General features: G+C 57.6%; 12 protein-coding genes and 1 riboswitch. Of the genes, 8 read left to right on the top strand and 4 right to left on the bottom strand.

Features of this window, described 5'->3' with window-relative positions; translation table 11 throughout:
- Positions 1-493 precede the first annotated feature (493 nt).
- The 4 genes from ABHV46_RS11880 to ABHV46_RS11895 form a co-directional block, all read right to left on the bottom strand.
- Positions 494-637, bottom strand: coding sequence for a hypothetical protein (locus ABHV46_RS11880; protein ID WP_438381631.1), 144 nt, complete (start codon positions 635-637; stop codon positions 494-496).
- Complete coding sequence (locus ABHV46_RS11885; RefSeq protein WP_438381632.1) at positions 634-1,419, bottom strand: DUF3313 family protein; 786 nt, start codon at positions 1,417-1,419, stop codon at positions 634-636. Before ABHV46_RS11885 ends, ABHV46_RS11880 begins: the two co-directional genes overlap by 4 nt.
- Before the next feature lie 125 nt (positions 1,420-1,544).
- Positions 1,545-2,924, bottom strand: coding sequence for an ATP-binding protein (locus ABHV46_RS11890; RefSeq protein WP_438381633.1), 1,380 nt, complete (start codon positions 2,922-2,924; stop codon positions 1,545-1,547).
- On the bottom strand, positions 2,921-3,640 hold the full coding sequence (locus ABHV46_RS11895) for a response regulator (RefSeq protein WP_336946748.1): 720 nt from the start codon (positions 3,638-3,640) through the stop codon (positions 2,921-2,923). Before ABHV46_RS11895 ends, ABHV46_RS11890 begins: the two co-directional genes overlap by 4 nt.
- An 878-nt stretch (positions 3,641-4,518) precedes the next feature.
- Here ABHV46_RS11895 and ABHV46_RS11900 point away from each other — a divergent pair.
- The 8 genes from ABHV46_RS11900 (at position 4,519) to ABHV46_RS11935 (ending at position 14,613) form a co-directional block, all read left to right on the top strand.
- Entirely contained in the window at positions 4,519-5,379 is an 861-nt protein-coding gene (locus tag ABHV46_RS11900; RefSeq protein WP_438381634.1) for a LysR substrate-binding domain-containing protein, read from the top strand.
- Between the two features lie 86 nt (positions 5,380-5,465).
- Positions 5,466-6,800 (top strand): D-serine ammonia-lyase, encoded by a 1,335-nt coding sequence (locus ABHV46_RS11905; protein ID WP_438381635.1) that lies wholly within the window; start codon positions 5,466-5,468, stop codon positions 6,798-6,800.
- Positions 6,801-7,137: 337 nt separating this feature from the next.
- Entirely contained in the window at positions 7,138-7,599 is a 462-nt protein-coding gene (gene ivy / locus ABHV46_RS11910; protein ID WP_438381636.1) for an Ivy family C-type lysozyme inhibitor, read from the top strand.
- A gap of 105 nt (positions 7,600-7,704) precedes the next feature.
- A riboswitch (cobalamin riboswitch) is annotated at positions 7,705-7,909 on the top strand.
- A 132-nt stretch (positions 7,910-8,041) separates the two neighbouring features.
- Complete coding sequence (locus ABHV46_RS11915; RefSeq protein WP_438381637.1) at positions 8,042-8,422, top strand: DUF1636 domain-containing protein; 381 nt, start codon at positions 8,042-8,044, stop codon at positions 8,420-8,422.
- Complete coding sequence (gene cobW / locus ABHV46_RS11920) at positions 8,419-9,441, top strand: cobalamin biosynthesis protein CobW (protein WP_438381638.1); 1,023 nt, start codon at positions 8,419-8,421, stop codon at positions 9,439-9,441. Before ABHV46_RS11915 ends, cobW begins: the two co-directional genes overlap by 4 nt.
- Before the next feature lie 3 nt (positions 9,442-9,444).
- Entirely contained in the window at positions 9,445-12,723 is a 3,279-nt protein-coding gene (gene cobN, locus ABHV46_RS11925; protein ID WP_438381639.1) for a cobaltochelatase subunit CobN, read from the top strand.
- 25 nt (positions 12,724-12,748) lie between these two features.
- Positions 12,749-14,053 carry a cobyrinate a,c-diamide synthase gene (locus ABHV46_RS11930; RefSeq protein ID WP_438381640.1) on the top strand — a complete coding sequence of 435 codons (1,305 nt, stop codon included), beginning with the start codon at positions 12,749-12,751 and terminating at the stop codon, positions 14,051-14,053.
- Entirely contained in the window at positions 14,044-14,613 is a 570-nt protein-coding gene (locus ABHV46_RS11935) for a histidine phosphatase family protein (RefSeq protein ID WP_438381641.1), read from the top strand. The genes ABHV46_RS11930 and ABHV46_RS11935 overlap by 10 nt, the downstream gene beginning before the upstream one ends.
- Positions 14,614-14,628: the final 15 nt, after the last annotated feature.

Here is a 14,628-nt window from a genome sequence, read left to right on the forward strand (position 1 = left end):
CCAGGGCGTCTTGTGAGGTCTCGCGGTGCATGGGCCGCTCACGAATCGTCACATGTTATGATATAATCATATCATTTAGATGTTACAAATAACGAATGTAGACGATCTCGAAAACGTGATTGATGGCATGTTTTCTGATGAGCGACAGCACCGAGCAGCGCGGGACCTGGCGTCGTTATTGACGTAGCTTTACCCCGAGAAACGGCCTTGGTTTCGCAAACCGACTCGTCACTATTGCTGTCTTAGCAATGCTCTATACGTTTGAGGCACCACATGCCGGACGCTCTGCCACCTGCCCCACATGCAGAATTCCCCTTGTTCGGCGCGATGTTCGATCAGATGAATCTCGTTCAGCCTTCGGGTGTTGCGCCTCATAAGCGCGTCATGGCCGCATTTAGTGCCTGGCTGGTTGATAACGTTCTTTCACATTACAAACACCGGCCAGGGGCTCTGCATTATTGCGGATGGCTATATTGCGTTTGACCGGCCGGCTTTACTGTTCCTTGCCATTGCCGGCATTGGGGCGCGGGCTAAAAATCACCGCGAGACAGGTCTCAACGGCCATCAGGGCGTGGCGGTCGACAAACAGGCCGAGCAAGGGCCAGTGACGACGCAAGGCGAGGCGAAGAGGGCTCATGTGGGGCTCTTCCAGGCAGGCTGTGCAGGAGAGGCTGAGGCAAGTCCGGTCTTGTGTACTTCCTCTTTCATCAGCAGCGCCGCCAGATGGAAGGCACGTCGTGCATGAGCATAGGGCAGCCACTGCCCGACCATGTTCCAAGGCATGCCGTTATTATAGGTCGCAATCGCCAGAACCGGCGCTCCGGTCATGGCATCGGTTGCCAGCAATTCCTCGCTTGCGCCGCCGGGTGCCGGGGGCGGAATGGGCGGCAAGCCGCCACCGGCTGCCCCTGCGGCGAAGCCGGCTACGATCGGTAAAGCATTATAATACCATTTGCTGCGGCGCAGATTGGTGATGGCCGCACTGATCCTGAGTGTACCCGGGGGAAAAGTACCAGCAGAAAACGCGCCGGAAGTCGCTGTGGCTAACGGGCCTACGGGTAGAATTTGGAAATCTTCTTTCAGTGTCTTGCGCAGTTCGCTTTCGAAGGCCTCCGTCATGCGTGCCTGAACTTCGGGTCTCAGCACCGGCGCCTTGTTGACGGGGTGCCAGAGAACGGGGTCGATCACCGCGTAACGATACGCTCCCGGCTGCAACCCGGGTGCGATATAGACGAGATCGTCCGCGTGCCCTTTGGGATGGACCATCTGCGCGTAGGTCTGTGGGGCGATGAAGCCCGTCTGGGTTGTTTTCTGCCCTGCACACCCGGAGAGGGCCAATGCTCCAGCGCAGGACAGTATGAGGGGTAGAAAGAAGCCTCGTGACGACGGGCGGGCGAAGAGCGAAAAATGAGGGGGCATGACGGGCATCTCCTGAAAGAGGGAAAACGAAGCCCGGCATGGAGCTGCGTCTGATGCCGCCTTTCTGCCGTCCTGATTTTTCGGGGTGATGTCCCGACTGTGTTCGGACTGAAATAAAGGACGATTTAGCGCGGCCCGGGTAGGGAGACACAGACATCGAGTCCGCCGCCGTCGCGGTTCTGCATCGCGATATCGCCGCCCAGCGCGCGAATGATGTTGCGCGCGGAGGTCAGGCCAAGTCCGACACCGCCCGTCTGGCGGTTACGCGATTTATCGAGACGGAAATAGGGCTCGAACACCGTGTGCACTGCCGTCTCGGGCAGGCCAGGCCCATCATCCCTGACGATGATCTTGACGCTGCCATCCGGACCCGGGGCCAATACTATTTCAGGCGGTGTGGCGTATTTTATGGCATTTTCGACAAGATTGGCAAAGACGCGTCGTAGTGCGTAAGGCGGTCCATTATAACCGGTTCGAACCGGCCCACTGAAGCGTACGTCGTGACCCTGATCGCCGTAATCGTAAGCGATGGTCTGGAGCAGGTTCGACAGATCGAACATCGTGTTTTCCTCGCGCGCGGCATCATCGCGAAAAAACGACAGCGCCCCGTCGATCATGGCCTGCATTTCGTCGACATCGCGGAAAAGCAATTTTTGCTGGCCCGTATCGTCGATGAATTCGCCGCGCAGGCGGATGCGCGTGAGAGGCGTACGCAGATCATGAGAAATGGCCGCCAGCATGGTTGTGCGGTCGGTCACGAATTTGCGTATCTGCGCCTGCATGGCGTTGATCGTTTCCGCCACCAGCCTGATTTCACGCGGGCCTGATTCGCTCAAAGGCACGAGACGGGGCTGAGCTCCGAGATTGCGTACTCCATGAGCCAGATGCTCGATCGGGCGCGACAACTGGCGTGAGGCGATGGCCGAAACCGCGATGATCCAGAGGCTCAGCAATACGGCTTCGAGGCAGAAACGTTCAAAAGCATACAGCCCCCAGAAACGCTGAAGCGCGATGCATAAAATCCAGCTTCCGTCGTCGAATTGCACTGCGGCGAAATAGGCATCATGAAAAACTGTGCGGTCATAGGGCAGGCCGGGCAGTTGCGAGACCGGATTATCTTCCTGAAATACGGCGAGTTTTTCGGGGCGACGGGCAAGATAGGGCTTGAGAAAGGCCCAGCCTTGATCGATCTCAGCAGCGCGGTAGTCGCCTTCGCGCAGGGCTTTGGCAATGAGCGAACCGGGAGCATACCATCCGAAACGCAGTTGATCGGTTGCCGCTGCCTGAGTCAGGGCCGGGCGAGAGGCAGCAGGGGCGGCCTCTGTCATGCGAATGACCGTGGCCACCTGGCCGGGAAGCCCCGTCTCCTGGATGTCGGGTTTGGTCCAGCGGCCGCCGAACAGGAAAAAGAGTTCGAGCAACAGCAGCGTGACCCCGGCGGCCAGAGCCACGGTGACGATCAGGCGGCGCGTGATCGTATCGTCAAGAAACTGTTTTTTCGTCATGAGCGTTTGACCGTTGTGGCGAACATGTAACCGCCATTCCGTACCGTGCGGATGAGGCTCGGGTTTTTGGGGTCGTTTTCTAGCTTGTGACGCAGGCGGCTGACCTGCACGTCGATACTGCGGTCGAAAGCGGCATGATCGGGGCCGCGCGCCATATCCATGAGCTGGTCGCGCGTGAGCACACGCTGTGGATGTTCGGCAAAAGAAAGCAGCAGGTCGAATTCACCGCCTGACAGCATGACAAGCGCATTCTCACTCGAACGCAGTTCCCGGCGGGCTACATCGAGTTGCCAGCCCCCGAAACACAGAACCGGTCGTGTCGAGGGGGAGGCCGGGGTAACGGGGTCGGCGGTACGCCGCAGGACAGCCTTGACGCGCGCCAGCAATTCGCGCTGGTCGAAGGGCTTGGTCAGGTAGTCATCCGCGCCGATTTCCAGCCCCACTATGCGATCGGTATGATCGGCCATGGCGGAGAGCATGATGACAGGCAGGCGCGATGTGGCGCGCAGGCGCTGACAGAGGCTGAATCCGTCTTCATTCCTGAGCATGATATCGAGAATCACCAGATCGACCGGCTGGGCCTCAAGCAGGGCAAACATGGCCTCCCCATCTTCCGCCGTAGAGACGCGGTACTGGTGCTTGCGTAGAAAGCTGGTCAACAGCGTCAGGATATCCTGATCGTCATCGACGACGAGAAGATGTGGCATGGGGGTCATCCCTCGTTCGTATCATGGGCTCTTGTCGTCATGATGTCGGAGGCAGACATGATGTTTCAAGATGGAAATAATGCGATGCTCGACGCTACCGCATGCTTTGAGTCGCATCTACCAGACAGGTGACAACGCATGTGACAGATGCGCGTACGGGCAGCCGAGTTGGCGCCAACGTTTTTAAACCGAGGATAAGTAATACTTTCTAATGGCTGATAGAAAATTACGAAAATCAGAGATATTCAATATAGTTATTAGAATAAGGAATAATTTACTTATCATTATATGAATTATAGCGGTGCGTCTTTGAGTAACGTCTCCCGGCTCTTTACGGCCACCCTTTGATGGCTTTCTCACGAGAGTGATGGAGGAGATGAATGAGATTTTAACACCCATATGTTCTAAAAATCTCGCTTGTCTCCAATACTCGGAATTGTATCCTGAGCAGGTAGGAGATCAATATGAAAATTTTTCTATTATGTGTCCCAATTGGGATACTTGTTTTCTTGGCGGTAAATGGAGCGTAAAAATGGGCACCATATTCAAAAACGTGATTTTATCTGTTAACTCGATAAAGGAAATCGATATTTCCACATTGAGAAAGGGGAGCTGTGCCATGTATTTTATTTTTGGCTCGATGGTAATTTTCTTTACCATGCTTCCGATTGTAATCTATCAGTTAATAGCAGCAATCTCGGGCGCCTAAACCCCGATTGATGATGAGACGCCAGTCAAAAACTCCATCCTGTACACAGTAAGTCTTTAATATAATAAATAATTTTTGTTTGAGGTCGGAAATGTTGGATGGATCGAGTATTTCAAATAGGCTGGATGGAAGACCGATAAGTATATCCACATATTCCAATCTATACGCATTCTATGTGGTGGCGCGCTATCTGAGCTTCAAGCAAGCTGCAGATGAATTATGCCTGACGAGTAGTGCCTTGAGCCACAGAATTTCAAATCTTGAAAGAGAGATCGAAATCAAGCTTTTCGATCGGTACCCGCGGCGGGTTCAACTGACAGAAGACGGGTCACGCATATTCGACGTCCTGAAGATATCGTTTACGCAGATAGCCAGTGCCATACAGGATAGCGCGCTGAGCAAGGTATCCGGACGACTGCGTCTTTATGTAAGGCCGTCACTGGCAGGGTTCTGGCTGATACCGAGAATTCATAAATTACAAAGTAAAAATCCGTCTCTCATGCTCGATATAAAAGTTGGAAACGCGCCTATTGAAGACATCAGGTACGAATCTGATGTTATTCTTACTTACTCCGACGGCATATATCAGGATATGAATAGTGAGCTATTCATGAAGGAAAGTATGGCTCCGGTTTGCAGCTCAAAATACTATGATGAAATGCGTTTGTCCGGGAATATCGATGAGATATCCAAATGTACGATTCTCTTTGATGCCGCGGCGTGGGATAACGCCACGTCAGACGCAGAATGGCAATTATGGCTCAGAGCAAAATCTCTACAAATGCCTGAACCACGCCACGTAATGAAATTTGACAACGCGGGTCTATGCGCGCTCGCAGCGGTCAACCATGCTGGTATTTCGATGGGGCGAGAACGTATCGTCAGGTCCTCGATTGCGTCTGGTGATCTGATTACGCCGTTTGGCGATTTTGTGAGTATAAGCAACTATGGTTATTATGCCGTATATCCAAAAAAAGTAGAAAGATCTGCCAGATTAAGAGTATTTCTAGACTGGATTCACGAACAATCTGGCGATTAGATTGAGAAAATCTCTGATAAAGACGTCGAATTTGCAAAATTCCGATGGTTATTTTCCATGGCAATAGTCTCTGGAAGGATACGCGCATGTCTCATGAATATTCCTCCGATATCGGGGAAAAATATCCTCTCGTATTGCCTTTGCAGAGATATGAAGAGGTGTTTTGGAAAAATCCCGGCAGAGTTCCAGTAGGTAACGGATTGTCCGGCGTCGAAGTTACCATGCAAGACGTCGAGAATGCCCGTTTAAGAATGGAGAAGTTTTCTGGATATATTCTGGACAACTTTCCGGACGCCGCGAGCAAAGGAGGAATCATTGAGTCGGCTATCGAACCTCTAAAAAATATGCAAAATCACATGAATAAAAAATTCGATAGGGAGATACCGGGGCACATTTTCCTTAAGATGGATAGCCATCTACCGATTGCGGGATCGATAAAAGCACGAGGCGGTATTTACGAGATACTTTCTCATGCGGAGAGCCTCGCCTTGAGTGCTGGGATTTTATCTGAATCCGATGATTATCGCATTTTCTCGACTCGTAAGTTTCGCGACTTCTTCTCTGCGCACAGTATAGCGGTAGCATCGACGGGTAATCTCGGGCTGGCTATCGGGATAATAGGACGGGCGTTGGGATTCGAGGTTAATGTTCACATGTCTGAGGAGGCGACCGCATGGAAGAAGACATTACTCGTTGAGCGCGGCGTTAATATCATCGAGCATTCGGGAGATTACAGTAGTGCGGTAGCCGAAAGCCGCCGTCTTTCGGGGGATATACCAGGTTCGTATTTCGTGGATGACGAAAATTCCCGCTTATTGTTTCTGGGTTATGCTGTCGCTGGCCTCCGCCTGAAAGAGCAGCTGACACAACTGGGACACTCAGTGGACGAACGACATCCGCTCTTTGTTTACTTGCCCTGCGGTGTTGGCGGCGCGCCGGGCGGTGTAACATTAGGGCTCAAGCTTGCCTTCGGGGATCATGTCAGATGTTTCTGGGCGGAACCTACTCATTCCCCGTCTATGCTTTTGGGTATGCATACAGGATTGCATCACGATATTTGTGTGAACGATATCGGCGTAGACAATAAGACGGGAGCGTCCGGTCTCGCAGTTGGGCGCCCCTCCGGTTTCGTTGGCCAGATGATGAGCCATCTTCTGGATGGTATTTATACCGTCAACGATCAGGTTTTATACGATCTTCTCATATCGCTGTATGAGACAGAAAATATTTTCCTCGAGCCGTCAGCGCTGGCTGGCATGGTCGGCCCTTACAGGGCGCTGGATGCGGGAGTGTTCGAACACCGGGAACGGCCGTTCGATCAGCATGACACCGTCCCTTTACATCTGATCTGGGGAACGGGAGGGGGCATGGTACCCAAACCCGTAATGTTGGAATACCTCTCCGGGTCCAGGGAAATATAGCCGTATCAGGCCAATAAATATCAGATGGAGGTTATAGATGAAAAAGATCGGGAAATATCTTTTTATAGCTCTGCTATTTGGTCTTGGATCGAATGGCAATGCCTGGGCCAATACGGTAAAAGCTCACGCCATTCCATCGTATCTGGAGGCACGTCATGTAGTGCATGCGGCATTCGGTCGTCTCAATGCCAGTAAGCATCGTTGTGTCTATAATCCTGCTAAAAAGCAAAGGAAGTGCCTGCCTCGGCATCGGTCGGGCTAGGTTCTTCGAAGATCGCCCGGATCAATTACTGACAATCGAATACTGACAATCGAACTGTAGAATAATGAGAAGAAAATGACCAAGAGAAATCCCGCAGCTTTTCTGTCTGTCGTAACCCTTCTGTTTTTCGGTGCGCCTGCCCACGCGGAAGGCTCTCTTACGATAAGCGAACTGGCAAATGGCAGTATGACGCAATCCTATTTCCAGAAGATGCTGGGTACACGCCATCTTCCAGCTTGGGTAAAAAGAGGGGGAACTGACTCGCCAAGTCGAGAGATCATGATTGGATCGAAAAAATATCTGGTTTTAACCTCATGCAAGCCACATGACTGCGCTAGCGAAAGCGTGGCTATGCTTTTTTCTCCCAAGACACGCGAGATGTCTGTAGTTCTGTCTAAATATGATGCGGCCAGCGAAAATCAAACACTTACATGGTTCAATGTTCCGGATGATTTATCCATCGATGGGAAAACCGTTCTTTTCGCAGCGCTAAACGGGAGCCTTGAGAACCACCCCAAGGATTTCGATTTTCACTAGGTTCCATATTTGTTTCGTACGATCTTCCTCGCAGAACAGGATGTTTCAATCGCATTCTGAGAGCTGCCACTCGATCTTCCCATTTTGCACGGCGCCGTCGAAACCTGCTATTACGGGCATGACGGTGCCCTGCAAGGGGTGAAAAGGGAAGCGGGTGCGTGCTGAAAGGCTCAAGTCCCGCGCTGCCCCCGCAACTGTAGGTGATGTGCAAATCCTGCCGCGATCCCACTGGAAGTTTTCCGGGAAGGGGGCAGGATCTCGGGCAACCGGCATCACGAGCCAGGAGACCTGCCGTCATATCGCTGATTTCATGGACCGGCGGGGTGCCCGGATCGTGACAGACCGCATTTCATGAGATGCGGCGGGTCGGTGCCTGCGCCGGCAGTCATTTCTGCGCCTTGTTTTCGGCCCTTGTCGGGGGTGAGCGGAAAGCCCGAATGTCATGACGTCGCAGCCCATACCTGTTTTCCATGTCTGTCAGACCTGTAGCGCAGGCGGGCAGGCTCTTCACGAGGCGCTGGCAGCCATGGCAGAGCCTGAAGCCGTGCGTATCGAGGGGGTGCGCTGTCTTGCCGCCTGTCAGCAGGGCTGCACGGCCACCCTCTCCATGCCCGGCAAATGGTCATGGCTGCTTGGTCGTCTCAGCCCGGCTCTGGCGTCCGATCTGCTCGCCTATGCGCAGGCCTATGGTCGCTCGGCTTCCGGCACGGTCATGCCCTCGAAGCGCCCTGACACGCTGCGCGACATTATTCTCGGGCGATTTCCCGGCCAGAATGGCAGCCCGTCCGCCTCGCAACCCGCCGTTTCGGAAAGCGTCTCATGAGCAAGATTCCCGTCACCATCATCACCGGCTTTCTCGGCGCCGGAAAGACCACGCTGCTGCGTCATCTGATCGAGCAGTCGAACGGGCGGCGCATCGCGATTGTCGTCAATGAGTTCGGCTCGCTCGGCATCGATGGCGAGACCTTGCGCGGGTGCAGCATTCCGAACTGCCCGGAAGAAGATATCGTCGAACTGACCAATGGTTGCCTGTGCTGCACCGTGGCCGATGATTTCATCCCGACCATGGAGGCGCTGCTCGACCGGCCGCAGCCGCCGGAGCATATCGTGATCGAGACCTCGGGTCTCGCTCTGCCCAAACCGCTGCTCAAGGCATTCGGCTGGCCAAGTGTACGCACGCGCATGACGGTCGATGGCGTCATCACCGTTGTCGATGGCCCAGCCGTAGCAGCCGGGCGCTTCGCCGATGACCCGGAAGCTGTAGCGAAGCAACGCGAGGAAGATTCGTCGCTCGATCACGACAACCCGCTTGAGGAAGTCTACGAAGACCAGCTCGATTCCGCCGATCTCGTCGTGCTGAACAAGACCGATCTGCTGGATGACGCTACGCTGGCCGAAGTGGAAGAAAGCCTTGCGGGTCGCCAGCGCCGCGTGCGTGTGATCCGTGCTCGCGAAGGCCAGGTCGATCCCGCCGTGCTGCTCGGTCTCTCTGCGGCTGCAGAAGACGATCTGGCCGCCCGCCCGTCCCATCACGATGGCGCAGACGACCATGAGCATGACGATTTCACGAGCTTCGTCATGCCGCTTGGCGCGCAGGAGAGCGTCGAGGCTTTCATAGCCCGTCTGGAACGCGTGGCACTGGCGCATGACGTGCTGCGTATGAAGGGCTATGCGCCCATCGCAGGCAAGACCCTGCGGCTTGGCGTTCAGGCGGTCGGCAGCCGCATCCGCCATGCTTTCGAACCATGGGGCAATGCCGCGAAGGGCGAAGGCAGGCTGGTGGTGATCGGGCTGCACGGGCTCGACCCGGTTGCCGTAAAACACAGCTTCGACGCAGGCTGACCCATGCATCTTCTCTTTCGGGAATCGCACGAGCTGGATGGTCAGGCTCAGGCCGAGGATCTCGGTCATGATCCAGCCGATCTCGTTCTTCTGTCTTTTTCCGAAAGCGATCTGCTCGGGCTGAGCGATGTGCACGGCGCGCAGGACCCGAGCCTGCGCGTGGCAACGCTCTCGCGCCTGCGTCATCCGATGTCGGTCGATCTCTATCTCGAACAGACGATTGCCCATGCACGCTGCGTGGTGGTGCGCCTTCTGGGCGGTACGGAATACTGGCGCTATGGCGTGGATGAGCTGCGCGCCCTTTGTCGGGCGCGGGGCATTGCTCTGGCCTTCATAACGGGTGAGGCCACGCCCAACCCGGCGCTGAAGGCGCTGTCCACGGTCGAGGCGGCGCAATGGGAGCGTCTCGACGGGCTGTTTCGTGAGGGCGGGGCGCGTAATCTGCGCTGTGCCTTGACGCTCATGGCCGCGCTTGCCGGGCTGGGTGAGGATGACGGCGCCGCAGTAGAAGCTCTGCCACCGGCGGGCGTATATCGTCGCCTTGGCACGGAGCGTTCAGGGCGCGTGTTGCTGGTGTTTTACCGCGCCCATCTGCTCGCGGCCGATCTGGGCGGGATCGACGCGCTGGCGGACGCGCTTCATGACGCCGGTTTTGGCGTCGACTTAATCTACGTGGCCTCGCTCAGGGCCCCTAGTGTTCTGCCTTTCCTCGATCACTGGATGGTGGATGAGCCGCCTGAGATCGTGCTGAATGCGACCTTCTTCGCCTCGCGCGGTGATGATGGCGCCCCTTCCGTGCTCGAGGCCGCACAGGTGCCTGTGGTGCAGATCCTGCAGCCGAGCGCGACACGTGCCGCCTGGGAGAAATCCGGCAGGGGATTGTCGCAATCCGATCTCGCCATGCAATGCGTCTTGCCCGAACTTGACGGACGGCTGACAGGCGCGCCGATCTCCTTTCGCGACGAGGCAGCACCCGGTCTGCCTGCGAGACGCGTCGCCTATGCGCCTGGCATCGCGCTCATGGTCAAGCAGGTGCAGGGCTGGCTCAGCCTGGCGCGTCAAAGCCCTGCGGAAAGGCGCCTGGCGCTTGTTCTGTCCGATTATCCCGGGGCGGAAGGGCAGGCGGCCCATGCGGTTGGTCTGGATGGCTTTGCCAGCGTTGCGGCGATCTCCGCCCTTTTGCATGAAGCAGGCTATGCCATAGCGCCGCTTGAGGCCTCCGCCCTGCCGGGGGCGCTGTGCCGCGCGCCGATGCAGCGTATTCTCGAGGCTGACGCTTATTGCCTGTTATTCGACAGGCTACCCGAGGCATTTCGACAGAAGGTGATCGACGCCTGGGGCGTGCCGGACAGGCCCATCGAGGCCCGTTTTGTCGAGCAGGGCGCGCTGGTGGTGGCGCTGCAACCGGGGCGCGGCAGGGAGAGCGAGCGCAAGGCGCAGTATCACGACCCCGATAGGCCACCCTGCCACGACTATATCGGTTTCTATCTTTGGCTGCGTGCGACACGCGCGATTTCAGCCATGATTCATCTGGGCACGCATGGCACGCTGGAATGGCTACCGGGCAAATCGGTAGCGCTTTCCGAAAGCTGCGCCCCTTCCGTGCTTCTGGGGGGCGTGCCTGTCGTCTATCCGTTTATCGTCAATAATCCGGGTGAGGCTTCCGCGGCCAAGAGGCGGCTGGGCGCGGTCATGATCGGCCATATGACGCCGCCCGTTCAGCGCGCCGGGCTCGATAGCGCCATGGCCGGTCTCGAACGGCTGATCGATGAATATGCCGAAGCCGACGGGCTGGATCGTCGGCGCGGCGCGCTGCTGCGTCGCCAGATCCTTGATCGGGCCGCGGATCTCGGCGTGCTGGCAGAAAGCGGCGTGGCAGGCGGCGATACCGACGATGCCGAAGCGCTGGCGCGTCTCGATGCCTATCTCTGCGATGTGAAGGATCTTCAGATACGTGACGGGCTGCATGTGTTCGGCTGCCCGTCGCCGCGCCATGGCGCGCTGGTCGAGATGCTGGCGGAATCGGCGCAGATCGCTCCCGATATCGTCACTTCCCGTCTCGATGACTGTCCGCAAGCGGAAAACCAGGCGCTGCTGGCGGCACTCGACGGGCGTTTCGTGCCGCCCGGACCCGCCGGAGCGCCCACGCGCGGGCGTCTGGATGTGTTGCCTACAGGGCGTAATCTCACCTCCATCGACCCGCGTATGTTGCCCAGTCGAGCCGCGCTGATTCTGGCGCACAAGACCGCTGATCTGCTGCTGGCACGACATGTGCAGGAAGAAGGCGACAATCTGCGCCATCTCGTTCTCGATCTCTGGGGCAGCGCCACGCTGCGCACCGGGGGCGAGGATATGGCGCTGGCCTTCCTGCTCATGGGGGTACAGCCGCTCTGGGATGCAACGAGTGGGCGGATTTCAGGCTTTGAGATCGTGCCGCTCACCACACTCGACCGGCCGCGCGTGGACGTCACCCTGCGCATTTCGGGGCTGTTCCGTGATGCCTTTCCGGGACTGATCGATCTGTTCGATCAGGCGGCGCGTGCCGTCGCATCGCGTGCGGAAGACGAGGCGTGGAACCCGCTCACCCACGACCCCGATGCCTCCCGCATTTTCGGCGCAGCGCCGGGCGCCTATGGCACGGGGATCGAAACAACCCTGACCGAGGGCAACTGGCAAACGCGCGACGAGCTGGGCCAGCTTTATCTGGACGGCTCGCAATGGAGCTATGGCATCGGGCGTGAGGCGCAGGCCGATGCCGAAGGGCTGCGTCGTCGTCTGGGTCGCGCCGAAATGGTGCTGCATATTCAGGACCATGCGGAAACCGATCTGCTCGAAGGCGCCGATACCGCCGCGCATGAGGGCGGGCTCGCTGCCGCAGCCGCACTGCTTGGCAATGCGCCGAAGCTGCTACACGGCGATACCAGCCAGCCGGAAACCCCGAAACTGCGCGACGTGGCGCAGGAGGTGGCGCGTATCACCCGTGGCAGGCTGGCCAATCCACGCTGGATTGCAGGCATGATGCGCCATGGCTATCGCGGCGCGGCAGAAATCTCGCGTGGCGTCATGGCGCTCGAGGCTTATGCGGCCACCTTGCCGACGCGGCTTGATCGTCAGATCGATCTGGCTTTTGCTGCCCTGCTCGAAAACGAGGAATGTCTGGCATTTTTCGAAGCCCATAATCCCGAGGCCTTATCGGATATGAAAAGGCGTTTCGCCTCTCTGCGCGATCGCGGACTCTGGCAGCCGCGCCGCAATGCGGTGTCGCAGATACTGGTGTCATGAGGCGCGGCAAAAGGAGAGTCCCGTCATGAGTCGTGTGTTGATGGTGGCCGCCCCTCGCTCGGGTTCGGGTAAAACGACCGTGACGCTGGCGCTTCTGAGCGCCTTCCGGCGTCGCGGTCTGTCGGTGCGGGCGTTGAAGACAGGGCCGGATTATATCGACCCAGCCTTTCATCAGGAGGCTTCCGGCGTGCCCTGCGCCAATCTCGATAGCTGGGCCATGTCCGGGCCGGCATTGGAATCCCGTCTTGCCCGCGCCGGGGAGGGGGTCGATCTGGTGATCGTGGAATCCTCGATGGGGCTGTTCGACGGTCTTGCGTTGCCGGATGGGCAGCGCGGTGCGGCCTCCGATATTGCCGCGCATTTTGCCATGCCGGTTCTGCTTGTGCTGGATACGAGCGGGCAGGGGCAGAGCGTGGGGGCCGTCGCGCAGGGGCTGTCGCAATGGGACGAGACAGTCACTGTCGCGGGCGTCATTCTGAACAACATCGCCTCTGACCGTCACGAAAAACTCTGTCGCGCCGCGCTGAGAGAGCCTTTATGCGGCGTGTTCAGGCGTGATCGATCAATCGTGCTGCCAGAGCGCCATCTGGGTCTGGTTCAGGCCCGTGAACGGGGCGATCTGGCGGGGTTTTTCGACTCCCTTGCCAGCAAGGCGGAAGCTGAACTCGATCTGGATGCCATTTTCGCCCTGTCGCGTCCGATCGCTGCAACCGGCGTCAAAGGGGCCTCACTCGTAAATCCGCCGGGGCAGCGCATAGCGCTGGCTGACGACGCCGCCTTCTCCTTTCTCTATGCGCATCTGGCGGAAGAATGGCGTGAAGCAGGGGCCGAGATCCTCCCGTTCTCGCCGCTGCGTAATGAGGGGCCGGATGAAAGCGCCGATTGCTGCTGGCTGCCGGGAGGCTATCCCGAATTGCACGCTGCCGCCCTGGCGTCTGCCAGCCGGTTTCGCGACGGCATGCGCCATTTCGCTCTGACCCGGCCAATCCATGGAGAATGCGGTGGCTTCATGGTGCTCGGCGCCGGGCTGGAGGACAGCACGGGCACGGATCACGAAATGCTCGGCCTTCTGTCTCACGAAACCTCTTTTGCCAAGCGCAAGATGGCACTGGGCTATCGTCAGGCAACGCTCTTGCGGCATTCGATCCTGGGGGCGGAAGGCGCGAGGCTGCGTGGGCACGAGTTTCATTATGCGCGGGTGACCGATCCCGGTAGCGATGCCGCCTTTGCGCGGTTGCAGGATGGTGAGGGTCATGATCTCGGAGTAGCAGGCGGGCAGCGTGGTCTGGTGTCGGGCACGTTCTTTCATGTGCTGTCGCGATGGGCGTGAGCCCGGCTTTTTCGGTTCTTCTGGCGCGCCATCCGCCGGTTCTCGTGGCTGACGGAAAGTGTTACGGGCGGCAGGATGTGCCGCTTGCGCCGGGCTGGGAGAGGTTTGTCGCAAGATGGAGCGGGGAGGGGGCCGTTTATGCCTCACCTGCGCAACGCTGCCTGCACGCCGCCACGCTTCTGGCGGGGGAAGCCCCTGTTCTGACCGATGAGAGGCTGCTTGAAATGGATTTCGGCCAATGGGAGGGGCAAGACTGGTCCGCTATCCCGAGAGAGGCGCTTGATGACTGGGCCTCCGACCCGTTTCGTTACAGGCTTGGCGGGGGCGAAAATGTCGAGGCGCTCATCGCACGTGTCAGCGATTTCTGGCGAGATATCACGGAAAAGGCGGCTTGCTGCCGGGTCGTGACCCATGGCGGGCCGCTTCGTGTGATGGCTGCACTAGCGGCAAACCGCGATTTTCGAATGGAAGACCCGCCGCCGCCTCAGGGTGAAACAATTCTGTTGCATTTTTTCAACAAGAACGGGGCATTTGTTGCGCAAAAGCAGCCACTCCGTTGACAATATGCAACAGAC

The sequence above is a fragment of the Asaia sp. BMEF1 genome (assembly GCF_051628905.1).
GTDB lineage: Bacteria > Pseudomonadota > Alphaproteobacteria > Acetobacterales > Acetobacteraceae > Asaia.